10 protein-coding genes and 1 pseudogene are annotated in these 15365 nt (G+C 60.6%); 10 read left to right on the top strand and 1 reads right to left on the bottom strand.

Annotated elements, in window-relative coordinates; translation table 11 throughout:
- The first annotated feature begins 9 nt into the window (after nt 1-9).
- The 3 genes from ribB (at nt 10) to KX729_RS06015 (ending at nt 1754) form a co-directional block, all read left to right on the top strand.
- Nucleotides 10-1110: a 3,4-dihydroxy-2-butanone-4-phosphate synthase gene (ribB, locus tag KX729_RS06025; RefSeq protein ID WP_219741529.1), complete on the top strand. Its 1101-nt coding sequence runs from the start codon at nt 10-12 to the stop codon at nt 1108-1110.
- An 81-nt stretch (nt 1111-1191) separates the two neighbouring features.
- Nucleotides 1192-1440: a BrnT family toxin gene (locus tag KX729_RS06020; protein ID WP_219741528.1), complete on the top strand. Its 249-nt coding sequence runs from the start codon at nt 1192-1194 to the stop codon at nt 1438-1440.
- Nucleotides 1437-1754: a BrnA antitoxin family protein gene (locus KX729_RS06015; protein ID WP_219741527.1), complete on the top strand. Its 318-nt coding sequence runs from the start codon at nt 1437-1439 to the stop codon at nt 1752-1754. The genes KX729_RS06020 and KX729_RS06015 overlap by 4 nt, the downstream gene beginning before the upstream one ends.
- Before the next feature lie 7 nt (nt 1755-1761).
- Here KX729_RS06015 and KX729_RS06010 read toward each other — a convergent pair whose 3' ends face one another.
- Nucleotides 1762-2766 carry a Gfo/Idh/MocA family protein gene (locus tag KX729_RS06010; RefSeq protein ID WP_219741526.1) on the bottom strand — a complete coding sequence of 335 codons (1005 nt, stop codon included), beginning with the start codon at nt 2764-2766 and terminating at the stop codon, nt 1762-1764.
- 123 nt (nt 2767-2889) lie between these two features.
- On the opposite strand from KX729_RS06010, the pseudogene KX729_RS06005 reads away from it, so the two are divergent.
- The 7 genes and pseudogenes from KX729_RS06005 (at nt 2890) to KX729_RS05975 (ending at nt 15346) form a co-directional block, all read left to right on the top strand.
- Nucleotides 2890-3179 (top strand): annotated as a pseudogene (locus KX729_RS06005) (DUF3175 domain-containing protein).
- A gap of 40 nt (nt 3180-3219) precedes the next feature.
- A complete protein-coding gene (locus tag KX729_RS06000; protein ID WP_219741850.1) occupies nt 3220-3738 on the top strand; it encodes a cupin in 519 nt (172 codons plus the stop codon).
- 228 nt (nt 3739-3966) lie between these two features.
- On the top strand, nt 3967-4944 hold the full coding sequence (locus KX729_RS05995; RefSeq protein ID WP_219741525.1) for a Bug family tripartite tricarboxylate transporter substrate binding protein: 978 nt from the start codon (nt 3967-3969) through the stop codon (nt 4942-4944).
- A gap of 376 nt (nt 4945-5320) precedes the next feature.
- Nucleotides 5321-8590 (top strand): maltotransferase domain-containing protein, encoded by a 3270-nt coding sequence (locus KX729_RS05990; protein WP_219741524.1) that lies wholly within the window; start codon nt 5321-5323, stop codon nt 8588-8590.
- Nucleotides 8591-8604: 14 nt separating this feature from the next.
- Nucleotides 8605-11940, top strand: coding sequence for a maltose alpha-D-glucosyltransferase (treS, locus tag KX729_RS05985; RefSeq protein WP_219741523.1), 3336 nt, complete (start codon nt 8605-8607; stop codon nt 11938-11940).
- Nucleotides 11937-14144, top strand: coding sequence for a 1,4-alpha-glucan branching protein GlgB (gene glgB, locus KX729_RS05980; protein ID WP_219741522.1), 2208 nt, complete (start codon nt 11937-11939; stop codon nt 14142-14144). The genes treS and glgB overlap by 4 nt, the downstream gene beginning before the upstream one ends.
- Before the next feature lie 104 nt (nt 14145-14248).
- On the top strand, nt 14249-15346 hold the full coding sequence (locus KX729_RS05975; protein ID WP_219741521.1) for a helix-turn-helix transcriptional regulator: 1098 nt from the start codon (nt 14249-14251) through the stop codon (nt 15344-15346).
- Nucleotides 15347-15365: the final 19 nt, after the last annotated feature.

The following is a 15365-nucleotide window of genomic DNA, read 5'->3' as shown; positions in this document are numbered from 1 at the left end:
AAATTATCCATGGCCTATGATCAGAAGCGTGTTGTCGATGCCATCCGGGCCTTCGAAGCCGGCGAAATCGTTGTCGTCACCGATGACGACGATCGCGAGAATGAAGGCGACCTGATCGTCGCCGCCGTGCATTGCACAGCCGACAAGATGGCCTTCATCGTTCGCCATACGTCCGGTATCGTCTGCACCCCCATGCCGCGCGAGGAGGCGAAGCGCCTGAACCTCAACGCCATGGTGGCGGAAAACGACAGCGCCCACACGACGGCCTTCACCGTCAGCGTCGATTTCAAGCACGGCACCACGACCGGCATTTCCGCCGACGACCGGACGCTGACCGTCCGTAACCTCGCCAACCCGAATGCCGGCGCCTCCGACTTCGTGCGGCCGGGCCATATCTTCCCGCTGATCGCCCGCGAAGGCGGCGTGCTGATGCGTTCGGGCCATACCGAGGCGGCGGTCGATCTCTGTAAGCTCGCCAACCTGCCGCCGATCGGCGTCATTTCCGAACTGGTCAACGACAACGGTACAGTGATGCGCGGGCCGCAGGTTGCCGATTTCGCGGCCCAGCATCAGTTGAAGCTGGTTTCCGTCGCCGACCTGATCGCCTATCGCCAGCGCAAGGAAACCCTGATCGAACTGCAGACGAGCTTCGATGTCGAAACTCCGCATGGCAAGGCGAAGGCACATGCCTATTCCCTGCCCTGGGACCCGATGCAGCACGTGGCGGTGATCTTCGGCGATATCCGCGATGGCGTCGATATTCCCGTTCGCCTGCATCTGGAGAACGTCACCCGCGACGTGTTCGGCACCCAGCGCTCCGTCGATCGCTATATGAGGAAGATCGAGGAAGAGGGTCGCGGCGTCATCATCTACCTGCGCGAGGGTTCGGTCGGCGTCGGCCAGAAGGATCACGGCCGCAAGCTGCGTCAGGGCGAAGAAGCCCATGCCGAAGCCAAGGCCCGCGACAGCGAATGGCTGGAAATCGGCCTCGGCGCGCAGATCCTGAAAGATCTTGGCGTTACCTCGATCAAGCTCCTGACCCGTAGCGAGCGCCACTATGTCGGCCTCGAGGGTTTTGGCATCAAGATCGCCGAGACCGTTATCTGCTGATCACGCTCTAGTTGCATTCGATTTGATCTACGTTAGATTGCCGTCCTGTTGAGGGACGGCAATTTTTCGTGTACGAATAATATGAAGATCGTTTGGGACGAACGAAAGCGGATTGCGAATATCACAAAGCACGATCTCGATTTCGGAGATCTGACCTTCGAGTTTTTCATATCCGCGGTTACTGTCCCGGCAAAAAGAGGTCGCTATAAAGCGATCGGCAAGCTGAAGGATGGAACGATCGCGGCGATCTTTGTGGTGCTGGGTTCGGAAGCGCTTTCTGTCATTTCAATGCGCCCAGCTCGCAAAGACGAAAGGAGCCTTATCGAATGAATATCAAGGCCCAGAAGCAAACCGAATTCCAGCCGGGCCGCGGCTATACCAAGGAAGATTGGGACGAGGTTTCCGATAATCCTCCTTGGACCGAGGAAGAGTTGAAAAGTGCCCGCCCTTTCCGGGAAGTCTTTCCCGAAATCGCCGAGGAGATGGAAAAAGCGATCGCCGCCCGTGGCCGCCCCAAGGTCGAGGCACCGAAAGTGGCTGTCACACTGCGGCTCGATCCCGATGTGCTCGAGAAATTCAAGGCCTCCGGCAAGGACTGGCGCAGCCGGATGGCTGAGGAGCTGCGCAAGGCAGCTGGGCTTTAGGTTGCCATCAGCGGCTTGCCTTCAGGATTTCGCCGATAAAACGATGCGCCTTCAGGGCATCGTCGCCATCGACACGGAGCGGTGCCTTGTTCTGAACCGCATCGATGAAGTTGGCGATCAATGCACGGTGGTTTGAATGGCCGAAAGCCATGGGATCGGCCCCTGCCCCGCTTCCGGTGTTTTCATTGCTGACGGTTTCGGTCGTGCCATCCATGAATGCCGCATCCAGCCTGTCGCCGATGATGACTGCCGAACCCTTGGTGCCAAGCAGTTCGACGCGCTCCGGCAGACCAGGATAGGCCGAGGTCGTGGCGTTCAGGGTACCGATCGCGCCGTTTTCAAAGGAGAAGCAGGCCGCGACGAGGTCTTCGGTCTCCATCCTGTGGATCGGGCTGGTGCGGACGAAGGAGGAGACGTCCTTCGGTGTGCCAGCATAGCTCAACAGCAGGTCGATCGTGTGGATGCCCTGAGTGAGAAGCACGCCGCCGCCGTCGCGGGCCATCGTACCGCGACCTTCGACATCGTAATAGCTTTGCGGGCGCCAGTTGCGGATCGCGGCGGAGGCTTCCACCAGCTCGCCGAGACGACCGGATTTGACGATCTCGTCGAGTTTCAGCGCGGCGGCACGAAAACGGTTCTGCAGAACCATGCCGAGCAGGACGCCGGCATCCTTGGCCGCCGTGGCGATCGCTTCCGAGCGCTCCCAGGAAATATCGAGCGGCTTTTCCAGCAGGATATGCTTGCCGGCGGCCGCAGCGCGCTGGACGAGTTCCAGGTGGCTGCTCGGGGGCGTGAGGATCAGGACCGCCTCGATCGACTTGTCGGCGAAGATCGCATCGAGATCGCCGCTGGTCGGGATTGCCGGAAACTGCGCGGCAAAGGCCTCGCGCCGGGCGGCGGTCTGGCTGAAGGCCGCCACGCATTCAACGCGATCCGAAAGATCCAGTAGTGAGCGGGCGTGGTGCCCCGCCGCCATGCCGAGCCCGATCATCGCCACTTTGAGTTTGGTCATCCGTTTTCCTCCCAGAATTTTTCGGTATCAGGCTTAGCGCCATTCTCATGATTTTACGATGCCGGAACATTGCCGTTCGGTACTGGTTCTGAAGCGATCCCAAATTCTTACAGGGAGATCAGGATGCCCACCAGGAAATGGTCGCAGGATGTGACCGAGCATAGCGATGCGATGGACCTCAAGGACGGCGTCTTCAAGCAGCGCAGCGCAGCGCAAAGAAGATCGCCCATTCGCTGAAGCGTTCCGCCGAGGCGAGCCACAGGCGAAAATCGAGCCCGTTCCGCTCCGCCATGTCGATGCTGAATTTCTACATCAACCGCGCCGGCGACCAGCTTTCCAAATCCCGCCGAGCCACGCTGGAGAAAGCCAAGGATGAGCTTCGAAAGGATTTCGGCCGTGAGTCGAAGCATTAGGATCACCCCGCCCCGTCTCGACCCCAGCCTCGAACCGACAATGCCAACCCGCGAACTCACCGTCGAAACCATCTTTTTCGAACCCAGCGACTGGGTGCCGAACCATCCACACCTGCCGGTGCTGGTCTATCGCAACGCCATTCCGGCAGAAGGCGAGATGGCGCCGAAATTCGAGGCGAAGTTTCGGGAGAACCGCTGGCAGGGGCTTTGGCGAAACGGTGTGTTCGACTACCAGCATTATCACACCGGCGCCCATGAAGTGCTCGGCATTGCCGGCGGCCGAGCACGGCTACTGATCGGCGGACCGGATGGCGCGGAACTGAGCCTGATCGCCGGCGACTGCCTCGTGCTGCCGGCCGGCACCGGTCACCGGCGCATCGAAGCCAGCCGCGATTTCCTGGTTGTCGGCGGATATCCGCCAGGCCAGCAGGCGGACATCCAGACCGGTCCGGCAAGCGAAATGCAGCTTGCCACCATTGCCGAGCTGCCGCTTCCAGCGTCAGATCCGATCGAGGGCGCGCATGGGGCATTGAGCCGTTTCTGGTCGCGGCGGAGCTGAAGAGACGGACAAAACTGCCTTAAAAACATCCACGGAAACGTTGCAGCATAAGCGCGGGCACCGAAGTCATTAGATTTGGGCCTTGCAAGGCTTCCCGCATGGAGAGTGTTTGACGACCCTCGCGTTATATGGCTTCCTTACATGGCTGTGCTGACTGGAGGAGACTGTCCGCATGGTTATAGACCGGCTCATCCCCGATGAGCGGTCCTCACTCAGGAGGAGAGTGCAGTGAAGAAATTTTTCGCTGGCGCCATGGCGCTCGTATTTTCCGCAGTCTTGTCACCCGGCATATTGGCCGCGGCCGACGATTTTCCCAACAGGCCCGTGACGCTGATCGCAGGCTTCCCTGCCGGCAGCGGCGCCGACGTCTATGCCCGCTTCTTCGCCAAGAAGCTGGAAGAACATATGAAGCAGACCTTTCTCGTCGACAACAAGCCGGGCGGCCTCGGTAGCCTTTCGGTCGTGGCGCTGAAGAACGCCAAGCCGGACGGTTATACGCTGCTGATCGCCTCCGCCGACCAGTTGACGGCGGCGCCCTACATCTTCAACAACCCGCCCTATGATCCGCTCAAGGACTTCGACTATATCGCACCGGTGTTCAGCCAGGCGTTCATGATGCTGGTCAATGCCAAATCGCCCTACAAGCACATTTCCGAGCTGACGGCGGCGATGAAGGAAAAGGGCGACAAGGCATCCTATTCCACATCGAACTTCCCATCGACGATCCTCGGCGAGATGTACAAGGTCAATTCTGGCGGCTTGCAGACCCAGCAGGTCCGTTACAAGACCGCCGCCGACGCGCTCAACGACTTCGCCAGCGGTTCGATCGACTACACGATCGGCGACCCGGTCTTCGGACTTGCCCGCTCGCGCGACGGAACCCTGCGCGTACTGGCCGTGTCGACGGCAAAGCGCATTTCGTCGGTGCCGGATATCCCGACCTTCGCGGAAGAAGGCGTGCCGAATGTCGACGTCCGCATCTGGTGGGTTCTCGCGGCGCCGAAGGGCACGCCGAAAGCTGTCATCGACACGATGTACAAAGCGATGACCGCAGTCACCACCAGCGAGGAGGCCCGCAAGTTCGTGGGTACCAATGGCGGCGAGCCGATGACCCTGGAAAGCCCGCAAGCGACGCTAGACTACGCGACGATGGATACCAAGCGCTGGGAAGAGTGGGCAAAAATCGGCAAGCTGGAGAAGCAGTAAGCGCAAGTAGCCAGATGCTCGACGTCATCCTCGCCCTTGTGGCGAGGGTCTAAGCCGGGTTCGACATGTTCGGCGTGGATAGACGCTCGGGACAGGCCCGAGCATGACGGCCGATGGTGGTACCGCCTGCGGTCCGCAATATCAGAAGGCCGGGCTTTGTCCCGGCCTTCTTTTTTGCTCGCTTGCTCAAATTTCTTAATCCAAACTCTTGCGCCATCACAACTCGGGATTGCCGTTCTGCTTCAACGCCTTCGGTAGCGAATTCAGCCGTAGATCCAGTCCAAAACGAGACCTTGAGGCATATTTATCGGAACCACTGCCGCTGCCATGCAGTTAGACGACCAACCTTTGGCTCGAACACGGCAAGGCAAAACCGATGAACACGCGCCCGCAATTCGCTTCCTCCAGTTCACTCTCCCAATTGCCGCCCCAGATATATTACGTGCATCCCCTAATGCTCAAAGGGCTGGATGCATGGCGGGAGGCGTTTGCGCATGCCCGCGATCTCGGCTTTGACACGGTTTTGAGCGCCCCGCTTTTCGAGCGGGGGCAGAATGCCAGCGTCTTCGTCACGAAGAATTTTGACCGGCTCGATCCGCAGCTCGGGCTCGGTGAGAATATCGAGGAAGCGATCAGCGCACTCGTGGCCGCCGCCCGCGAAAGCAAGATCAAGCTGATGCTCGATCTCGTCATCGATCGGGTGGCGACGGATGCGGCGCATCGCGGGCCGGTGATCGCCGATCCCCGCCGAAAGCCGCAGGAGAGCGAAAGCCGCAAGGTCGATTTCCTGCAGGAAGCCCGGCATATCGAAGATTGGCGCAGGCGGCTGACGCGGCTGACGGAGCTTGGCGTTGCCGGTTTCCGCTGCCTCGGCATCGGCAAGGTCGCACCGGAAGCCTGGTATAATCTGATCGTTTCCACCCGCAAATCGGCACCGGAAACCGCCTTTCTGGCCTGGACGCCGGGCAGCAGTTTCGAGGATCGCAAGGGGCTGATCGGCGCCGGTTTCGACGGCAGCTTTTCGTCGTTTGCCTGGTGGAATCTCGAAGAACGCTGGATCATGGATGAATACCAGATCCAGCGGGAGATCGGATACCAGGTCACTTTCCCAGAAGCGCCGTTCGGCAAGCGTATGGCGCATGGCACGGATGGAACCGAAGTTCTGCAGCGCCGGGCAATCCGGGCGTTGAAACTCGCTTCGACCTTCGCAAGCGGGCTGATGATCCCGATGGGGTTCGAATATGGTGCCGCCATTCCGCTCGATCCGCTGGCCGGCGATGGCGCGGGTCTGCGGGGCATGCGCGACCAGGGATCGTTCGACCTTTCGAGCGATATCCGGGCCATCAACGCCTCGATCAACAAGACGGCAGCCGGGTTTGCCCGCCAGCCGCTCAGACTGATTTCGTCCAGCCAGACGCCGGCCGTGGCGCTGCTGCAGACCGATCAGGAGGATATCCGGGCATCGGAGAAAATCCGTGTCGTGGTGCTGAACCGCGACCTGCGCAAGGTGACGACCGCACCCTACAATGTTCTGCGCGAAGCCGCCGCACCGTTCCTGCCATTGACGGGGCTGGACGACGAGAGCGACATCTTTACCGGCGAACTGAAGCTGAAGCCGGGTGAGCTGCGCATTTTCGAAGGCCGCTCTTCGGCGCCGGTCGTCGGAGCGGTTTCGGTTCCGAGCGCCAGCGAGGCTGCTTCCACGCCGCGACTGGCGATCGAGAAAATTACACCGGTCGTCGATGATGGCCGCTTTATGGTCAAGCGCGTGGTCGGCGAGGTGGTGAAAGTTGAAGCCGATGTGTTCGGTGACGGACACGATCCGCTGTCTGCTGCTCTTTTGTGGCGTGCTGCCGACGAGACCGACTGGAACGAGGTGCCGATGCAGCTCGTCGCCAACGACCGCTGGCAGGCGGAATTTCCGCTGAAACGGATGGGCCGGCACGAATTCGTCGTCGAGGGGTGGAAGAACCCGTTCCAGATTTTCCGCTATGAATTAACCAAGAAGCATGAAGCAAAGCTCGATCTTCGACTGGAAATCCAGGAGGGCATCAACTTTGTCCTCGATGCCCTGGATCACGTGAAGGGGGATCATGCCAAGGGCGATCTGAAGACGCAGCTCAAGGTTCTGTTCGACAAGCTGACAGCGCAGCAGGACGATCAGCGGATCGAAACTTTGCTCGATCCCAGGACGGCCGAGCTGATGGCGGAAGCCGACCGCCGGCCGCACAAGGTGCGCTCGCCGGTGATCCCTGTCGATGCGGAGCGTACGGCGGCGGCTTTTGCCAGCTGGTATCAGGTCTTTCCGCGTTCCCAGAGCGGCGATCCGCATCGTCACGGCACGTTCGACGATGTAATCCGCCGCCTGCCGGCAATCCGGGAAATGGGCTTCGATGTTCTCTATTTCCCGCCGATCCACCCAATCGGCACCACAAACCGCAAGGGAAAGAACAATACACTGACGCCGGCGCCGGAAGATCCCGGCAGCCCCTATGCGATCGGTTCCGAAGCCGGCGGCCATGACGAGATCCATCCGGAACTCGGTTCCTGGGACGATTTCCGCCGGCTGGTGGAGGCGGCGAAGGAAGAAGGACTTGAACTGGCGCTCGACCTTGCGATCCAGGCCTCGCCCGACCATCCGTGGCTGAAACAGCATCCCGGCTGGTTCGACTGGCGGCCCGATGGCACGATCCGTTACGCGGAAAACCCGCCGAAGAAATATGAGGATATCGTCAACGTCGATTTCTACGCCAGCAACGCCGTGCCGTCGCTCTGGGAGGAGCTGCGCAACGTGGTGCAGAAATGGGTCGATAACGGCGTCAAGCTGTTCCGCGTCGATAATCCGCACACCAAGCCCTTCCCCTTCTGGGAATGGATGATCGCCGATATCCGCTCACGGCATCCGGATGTGGTCTTCCTGTCGGAGGCCTTCACCAAGCCGAAGGTCATGTATCGTCTCGCAAAGGTGGGCTTCTCGCAGTCCTACACCTATTTCACCTGGCGCAATGCCAAGTGGGAACTCGAGCAATATATGCGCGAGATCACCACCGAAGAGCCGAAGGAGTTTTTCCGGCCGCATTTCTTCGTTAATACGCACGACATCAATCCGGACTTCCTGCAGAACGCACCGCGGCCGGCCTATCTGATCCGCGCAGCACTCGCCGCGACGCTGTCCGGTCTCTGGGGCGTTTATAACGGCTTCGAGCTTTGCGAAGGCCGGCCCGATGCCAAGCGGAAGGAATATGCGGATTCGGAGAAATACGAGATCCGCGCCTGGGATTACGACCGGCCGGGTAACATCAAGGGTGAGATCGCACTTTTAAACCGCATCCGCCGCGAGAATCCGGCGCTGCATTCGCATCTCGGCCTGCAGCTTCTTACCGCCTGGAACGACAATATCATGTTCTTCGAGAAGACGAGTGCGGGCCGAGAGAACGCGTTGCTGATCGCCGTCAACCTCGATCCCTACAATGCCCATGAGGCGGATGTCGAAATTCCGCTCTGGTCATGGAACCTCCCGGACCATGCCGCGCTTCCCTTGGAAGACGTCATCAGCGGCAACCGTTTCTCGCTGACAGGCAAAGTCCAACGCATCCGGCTCGATCCGAATAACGGCCTGCCGTTCTCGATCTGGCGCGTCCGATAAGGGAGGAAAACAAAATGGACATGACGGGCAGCCGCAATCAGGCGCAGGGCCAATCCCAGCCGTTCAACGACGATCCGCTCTGGTACAAGGATGCGGTCATCTACCAGCTCCATATCAAGTCGTTCTTCGATGGAAACGGCGACGGCATCGGCGACTTCCAGGGGCTTCACGAGAAGCTGGACCATGTCGCCTCGCTCGGCGCCAACACGATCTGGCTGCTGCCGTTCTTCCCGTCGCCGCGTCGCGACGACGGCTACGACATTGCCGACTATACCAATGTCAGCCCGGATTACGGCACGGTCGACGAGTTCAAGGCATTCGTCGAAGCCGCGCATCAGCGCGGGTTGCGGGTTGTCATCGAGCTCGTCATCAACCACACGTCGGACCAGCATCCTTGGTTCCAGCGCGCTCGCCACGCGCCGGTCGGTTCGCCGGAACGGGATTTCTACGTCTGGTCGGATACGGACCAGAAATTCCCTGAAACCCGGATCATCTTCCTCGATACGGAAAAATCCAACTGGACCTGGGACCCCGTGGCCGGCGCCTACTATTGGCACCGCTTCTATTCCCACCAGCCGGATCTGAACTTCGACAATCCGGCAGTTCTCGAAGAATTGCTGGAAGTCATGCGCTTCTGGGCGGATACCGGCATTGACGGTTTCCGGCTCGATGCGATCCCTTACCTCATCGAGCGCGAGGGGACGATCAACGAGAACCTTGCCGAAACCCACGACATCCTGAAGAAGATCCGCGCGGCGCTGGACGCGAGCCATCCGGGCAAGATGCTGCTCGCCGAAGCCAACCAGTGGCCGGAAGACACGCGCGAATATTTCGGCGATGGCGACGAATGCAACATGGCGTTCCATTTCCCGCTGATGCCGCGCATGTATATGGCGATCGCCAAGGAAGACCGGTTCCCGATCACCGACATCATGCGGCAGACGCCGGAAATTCCGGAAAACTGCCAGTGGGCGATCTTCCTCAGAAACCATGACGAGCTGACGCTTGAAATGGTGACCGACGAAGAGCGCGACTACCTCTGGAACATCTACGCCGCCGATCGCCGCGCCCGCATCAATCTCGGCATCCGCCGCCGGCTGGCGCCGCTGATGGAGCGCGACCGCCGCCGCATCGAGCTGATGAATGCGCTGCTGCTCTCTATGCCCGGCACCCCGGTGATCTATTACGGCGACGAGATCGGCATGGGCGACAATATCTATCTCGGCGACCGCGATGGCGTGCGCACGCCGATGCAGTGGTCGCCGGATCGAAATGGCGGTTTCTCCAAGGCTGATCCGGCGCGACTTGTCCTGCCGCCGGTCATGGACCCGCTCTACGGCTACGAGGCGGTCAACGTCGAAGCCCAGAGCGCCGACGCGCATTCCATGCTGAACTGGACCCGGCGCATGCTGGCCCTGCGCAACAAGCAGCCGGCATTCGGCCGCGGCACGCAGCGCTTTCTGACGCCTGGCAACCGCAAGATCCTTGCCTATCTGCGCGAATACAATGGCGAAACGATCCTTTGCGTCGCCAATCTTTCGCGCCTGCCGCAGGCCGTGGAACTCGACCTCGCGCAATTCGCCGGCCGGGTGCCGATCGAGCTGACAGGTATGTCGCCTTTCCCGCCGATCGGCCAACTGACCTACCTGCTGACACTGCAACCCTATGGCTTTTTCTGGTTCCACCTTGCCGATCAGGCGGATGGACCGGTCTGGCGCAAGGAGCCGCCGGAGCAGATGCAGGACATGGTGACCATGGTTGTGCGCCGCGATCTGCAGGAACTGGCCGATGAACCCCGGCTCGCCTCGACCTTCGCGCGTGACATCCTGCCGCCCTATCTCGGCAAGCGCCGCTGGTTCGGTTCCAAGGACGAAGTGCTGCAGGGCGCCCGTGTTGCGACTGCTACGCCAATCGCATTCGCCGGCAATATCCTCCTCTGCGAACTCGAAGTCGACATGAGCGGCGGCAAGGACACCTATCTCCTGCCACTGGCCGTCGCCTGGGATGACACACAGCCGAGCGCTTTGGCGCAGCAACTGGCGCTCGCCCGCATCCGCCAGGGCCGCCGTGTTGGTTTCCTCACAGACGGCTTTGCGATGGAAGGGCTGGCGCGTGGTGTCATCCGTGGGCTTTGCGAACGGGCGGTGATTTCCGGTCGTGCCGGCACGCTGGAATTCCTCGGCTCCGAACAGCTCGATTGCGCCAGCATCAACGAGGACACGCAGGTCCACTGGCTTTCGGCCGAACAGTCGAACAGTTCGCTGATATTAGGCGACGTGGCGATGGTGAAACTGATCCGCCACATCTTTCCGGGCATCCACCCGGAAGTGGAGATGACGCGGTATCTCACCAATGTCGGTTACAAGAACACCGCCCAGTTGCTCGGCGAAGTGGCCCGTACGGCACCGGACGGCAATCGCTACACGCTGATCATCGTGCAAGGCGCGATCCGCAATCAGGGTGACGCCTGGAACTGGATGCTCGGCAACCTGCGCCGGTCGATCGACGAAGTGGTTGTCACCGGCCTCGAAGGCGAAGCGGCCGACGAACATTTCAAGCCGCTGGTGAATTTTGCGGCCACGATTGGCACGCGGCTTGGCGAGTTGCACGTGGCGCTTGCCCAGCCGACCGACGATCCGGACTTCAATCCCGCTTGGGCCAAGAAGGACGATGCCGATCGCTGGAGCCAGAACGTGATCAACCAGATTTCCGGCAGTCTCTCGCTGCTGGAGCGGACGATCGATGGGCTGGAAGGCTCGCTGCAGCAGGAGGCGCGCGTGCTTCTCGAACGCCGCGACGAACTGCTCGGCATTGCCTCGAAACTGGCGGAATCGGCCGAAGGCACGCTGATGACCCGCAATCACGGTGATTTCCACCTCGGCCAGATCCTGGTCGCGGAAGGCGATGCCTATATCATCGACTTCGAAGGCGAGCCGACCAAGGATCTCGACGAGCGCCGCGCCAAGACCAATCCGTTGCGCGACGTTGCAGGCCTTCTGCGTTCGTTGAGCTACCTTGCTGCTTCCGCCGATCTCGATCGGGACGTGGTGAGCGAAGTCGAGGACGCCCGACACAACGAATTGGTCAACCGGTTTATCGTCCGGGCGGAGCAGGCCTTCCTGACGGCCTATTTCGATGCGGTAGAGGCCTCTGACGAGCTTCGCGTTTCGAATCAAGCACGCGACAAGGTTCTCGACCTCTTCCTCCTTGAAAAGGCGGCTTATGAAATCGCCTACGAAGTGCGCAGCCGGCCGCACTGGCTGCCGCTACCACTGGCCGGCTTCTCGGCCATTGCATCCCGACTTCTGAACCCAGGTTCGAACACCGATCGATCGGAGACTTCCCCATGAGATATGAGCGCTCAGACCTGATGCTCGGCACCGTTCGCGAGGGCCTCGCCGCCCTTGTGGATGGCAGACATGGCGATCCATTCTCGATCCTCGGCCGGCATCAATATGGCGAGCTGATTGTGGTGCGGGCTCTGCTTCCCGGCGCTCTCGGCGTCTCGGTCATCGAGGCGGATACGGGCAAGGTACTAGGAGAGCTGGAGCCGATCCATGAAGGCGGCATCTTCGCCGGCGGGATCAACAGCACGGCGCCCTATCTCTTTCGTATCCAATGGCCGGATGCGGTGCAGGAGACGGAAGATCCGTATTCCTTCCCGCCGCTGCTCGGCGATCTCGACCTGCACCTGATCGGCCAAGGCACCCATTACGATCTCGGCCGTACGCTCGGTTCGATCCCGATGGATATCGATGGCGTGGAAGGCGTGCGGTTTGCCGTCTGGGCGCCGAATGCGCGTCGCGTCTCGGTGGTCGGCGACTTCAATTCCTGGGACGGACGCCGGCATCCGATGCGGCTTCGCCCGCAGGCCGGGGTCTGGGAACTGTTCCTGCCCCGCCTGACGCATGGCGAGCGCTACAAGTTCGAGATAATCGACGCCAATGGCAATCTCCTGGCCCAAAAGGCAGACCCGGTGGCGCGCGCCAGCGAGGCCGCGCCTTCGACCGCTTCGATCGTCGCGTCCTCCAAGCCGTTCCGCTGGAACGACGAAGACTGGATGCGTGCCCGTCGCGAAAACCGCGGCGAAGACGGGGCGATCTCCGTCTACGAAGTGCATCTCGGCTCCTGGGTGCGGATTGCCGAAGAAGGCAACCGGGCGCTCGACTGGGTCGAGCTCAGCCAGCGCCTCGTGCCCTATGTCCAGAGCCTCGGTTTTACCCATATCGAGATGCTGCCGATCATGGAGCATCCGTTCGGCGGTTCCTGGGGTTACCAGCCGCTCGGCCTGTTCGCGCCGACCGGCCGGCACGGCACGCCGGAAGATTTCGCCTATTTCATCGACCGCTGCCACCAGGCCGGCATCGGCGTCATTCTAGACTGGGTGCCGGCGCATTTCCCGACCGATGTCTGGGGGCTGGCCAAGTTCGACGGTACCGCGCTCTATGAGCATGCCGATCCGCGCGAAGGTTTCCATAAAGACTGGAACACGCTGATCTACAATCTCGGCCGCAACGAGGTGAAGGGGTTCCTGATCGCCTCCGCGCTGGAATGGCTGGAGCATTTCCACGTGGATGCGCTGCGCGTCGATGCGGTCGCCTCGATGCTCTATCGCGATTACAGCCGCAACGAAGGCGAATGGGTGCCGAACAAATATGGCGGGCGGGAAAACCTCGAATCCGTCGAATTCTTCAAGCATCTGAACAGCATCATCCATGAACGCTGCCCGCATGCCTTCACGGTGGCGGAGGAATCAACCGCCTGGCCGGGCGTTACCCGCAAGCCGGAAGACGGCGGCCTCGGCTTCGATTTCAAATGGAACATGGGCTGGATGCACGATACGCTGCATTACATCTCAGACGATCCGGTCTACCGCAAATACCATCACGGCGGCCTGACCTTTGGGATGGTCTATGCCTATTCCGAACGTTTCATGCTGCCGATTTCCCATGACGAAGTCGTGCATGGCAAGGGTTCGCTGTTCGGCAAGATGCCGGGCGATCATTGGCAAAAGATGGCGAACCTGCGCGCCTATTACGGCTTCATGTGGGGCCATCCGGGCAAGAAACTACTGTTCATGGGCAGCGAGATTGCGCAGGAAACCGAGTGGAACCATGACGGTTCGGTCGTCTGGGACCTGCTGGACAGCCCGCCGCATGCGGGCATGCAGCGGCTGATCCGCGACCTCAACGTGCTTTACGCCCGCGAGCCGGCGCTGCAGTTCAGCGACCTGCACCACGAAGGGTTCGAATGGGCGGTGGCCGACGATGCGGAGAATTCCGTCTACGGCATGTTGCGGACATCCGAAGACCGCTCGTCGCACATGCTGATAATGTCGAACATGACGCCGGTGCCGCGGCACGGCTATCGTGTCGGCGTACCTAAAGAGGGTCGCTGGGAGGTCGTGTTCAACAGCGATGCGGAAATCTATGGCGGCTCCAATTTCGGCCTGATGGACGTTTGGGCTCAGCCGGGATCGGCACATGGTAAGGAGTTTTCAATCTCCGTAATGCTGCCGCCGCTCTCGACGGTTTTCCTGAAGTGGAAGCAGTAATCCGAGGGTATATGTAGCTGGATATCACAACCCTCCGTTAGCGTATTGGCAACGGAGGGGATGACATTGTGCCGCTTCCTTCGTTCTTTTTAAGATATTTCGTCATGCAGAATTTTACGCGTTCTCTTGATCTCATCTATGAAGCTGCGTTCCTTCCGGAACTTTGGGAAAAAGTCCTCGACGATCTGGCATTCTCGATCGGTGCGCAGGGGACTTCGTTCGGCAATATCGTCCCGAACGGCCCGCCGCGTTGGCTCGCGTCTGCATCGCTCATGGATATGTCGAAGAAGATGATCGACGAGGGATGGGCAAACAGAAACACGCGAGCGGACAAGCTGCTCAGCATCGCCCATCACGGTTTCGTCGACGAAGCAGAATACGTCACCGAGGAAGAATTGAACACGCATCCGATTTTCACCGAGATGCTAACGCCTTTAGGCTACGGCCTCGGAACGTCGACCTTCATCCAGGCGCCGACCGGCGACAAGTTCATTGTAGCGATCGAGAAAAAGAAGATAACCGGGCCAGTCACCAAGGATTCGATCGCTTTCCTCGATCAGCTGCGGCCGCATCTGGCGCGCGCCGCGCTGATGTCGAGCCGGCTGGAATTCGAGCGGATCACCGCCGCCGTCGAGGCTCTGCAGCTGACCGGGCTGCCTTCCGCCGTGTTCAGCGACGAAGGCAAGCTGCTGGCCGTCAATGCGCTGATGGAACGGTTTACGCCGCAGATCGTGCTGACCGCCGGCAACCAGATCCGTTTCGCGCATGAACCTGCCAACACGCTTTTTGCCGCCGCGCAGGCAGAGATTGCGCGATCTATCCAGGCCCGCCCCGGCCATTCGCATTCCTTTCCGTTGCCGCGCCTGGACGATGCGCCGCCGGCGATCGTGCATCTCATCCCGGTGCGCGGCAATGCGCGCGACATCTTCACTCGCGCCAGCAGCTTCACGATCGTCACGCCAGTCGACCGCTCGCGCGTTCCCTCGGCCGAGCTTATCCAGGGCCTGTTCGACCTCAGCCCGGCCGAAGCCCGCGTCGCCTGGTCGCTTGCCGCGGGCAACGATGTTTCCGCCACGGCAAAGCAGCATACGGTCAGCGTCGAAACCGTGCGCAGCCATGTGAAATCAATCTTGCAGAAATCCGGCATGAACCGGCAGGCGGATTTCGTCGCAGCGATCGCCAGCATCAAACCGCCGGTTTGAGACGTCTTCTCCCCCATAT

This window comes from Neorhizobium populisoli (genome assembly GCF_019430945.1).
Lineage (GTDB): Bacteria > Pseudomonadota > Alphaproteobacteria > Rhizobiales > Rhizobiaceae > Neorhizobium > Neorhizobium populisoli.
This window is presented reverse-complemented; position numbering and strand designations above follow the sequence as displayed.

Excerpts from the sequence above, each read along its gene's own strand:
- ribB (WP_219741529.1), top strand. The coding sequence starts at position 10 with ATGGCCTATGATCAGAAGCGTGTTGTCGATGCCATCCGGGCCTTCGAA.
- KX729_RS06020 (WP_219741528.1), top strand. The coding sequence starts at position 1,192 with ATGAAGATCGTTTGGGACGAACGAAAGCGGATTGCGAATATCACAAAG.
- KX729_RS06015 (WP_219741527.1), top strand. The coding sequence starts at position 1,437 with ATGAATATCAAGGCCCAGAAGCAAACCGAATTCCAGCCGGGCCGCGGC.
- KX729_RS06010 (WP_219741526.1), bottom strand. The coding sequence starts at position 2,766 with ATGACCAAACTCAAAGTGGCGATGATCGGGCTCGGCATGGCGGCGGGG.
- KX729_RS06000 (WP_219741850.1), top strand. The coding sequence starts at position 3,220 with ATGCCAACCCGCGAACTCACCGTCGAAACCATCTTTTTCGAACCCAGC.
- KX729_RS05990 (WP_219741524.1), top strand. The coding sequence starts at position 5,321 with ATGAACACGCGCCCGCAATTCGCTTCCTCCAGTTCACTCTCCCAATTG.
- treS (WP_219741523.1), top strand. The coding sequence starts at position 8,605 with ATGGACATGACGGGCAGCCGCAATCAGGCGCAGGGCCAATCCCAGCCG.
- glgB (WP_219741522.1), top strand. The coding sequence starts at position 11,937 with ATGAGATATGAGCGCTCAGACCTGATGCTCGGCACCGTTCGCGAGGGC.
- KX729_RS05975 (WP_219741521.1), top strand. The coding sequence starts at position 14,249 with ATGCAGAATTTTACGCGTTCTCTTGATCTCATCTATGAAGCTGCGTTC.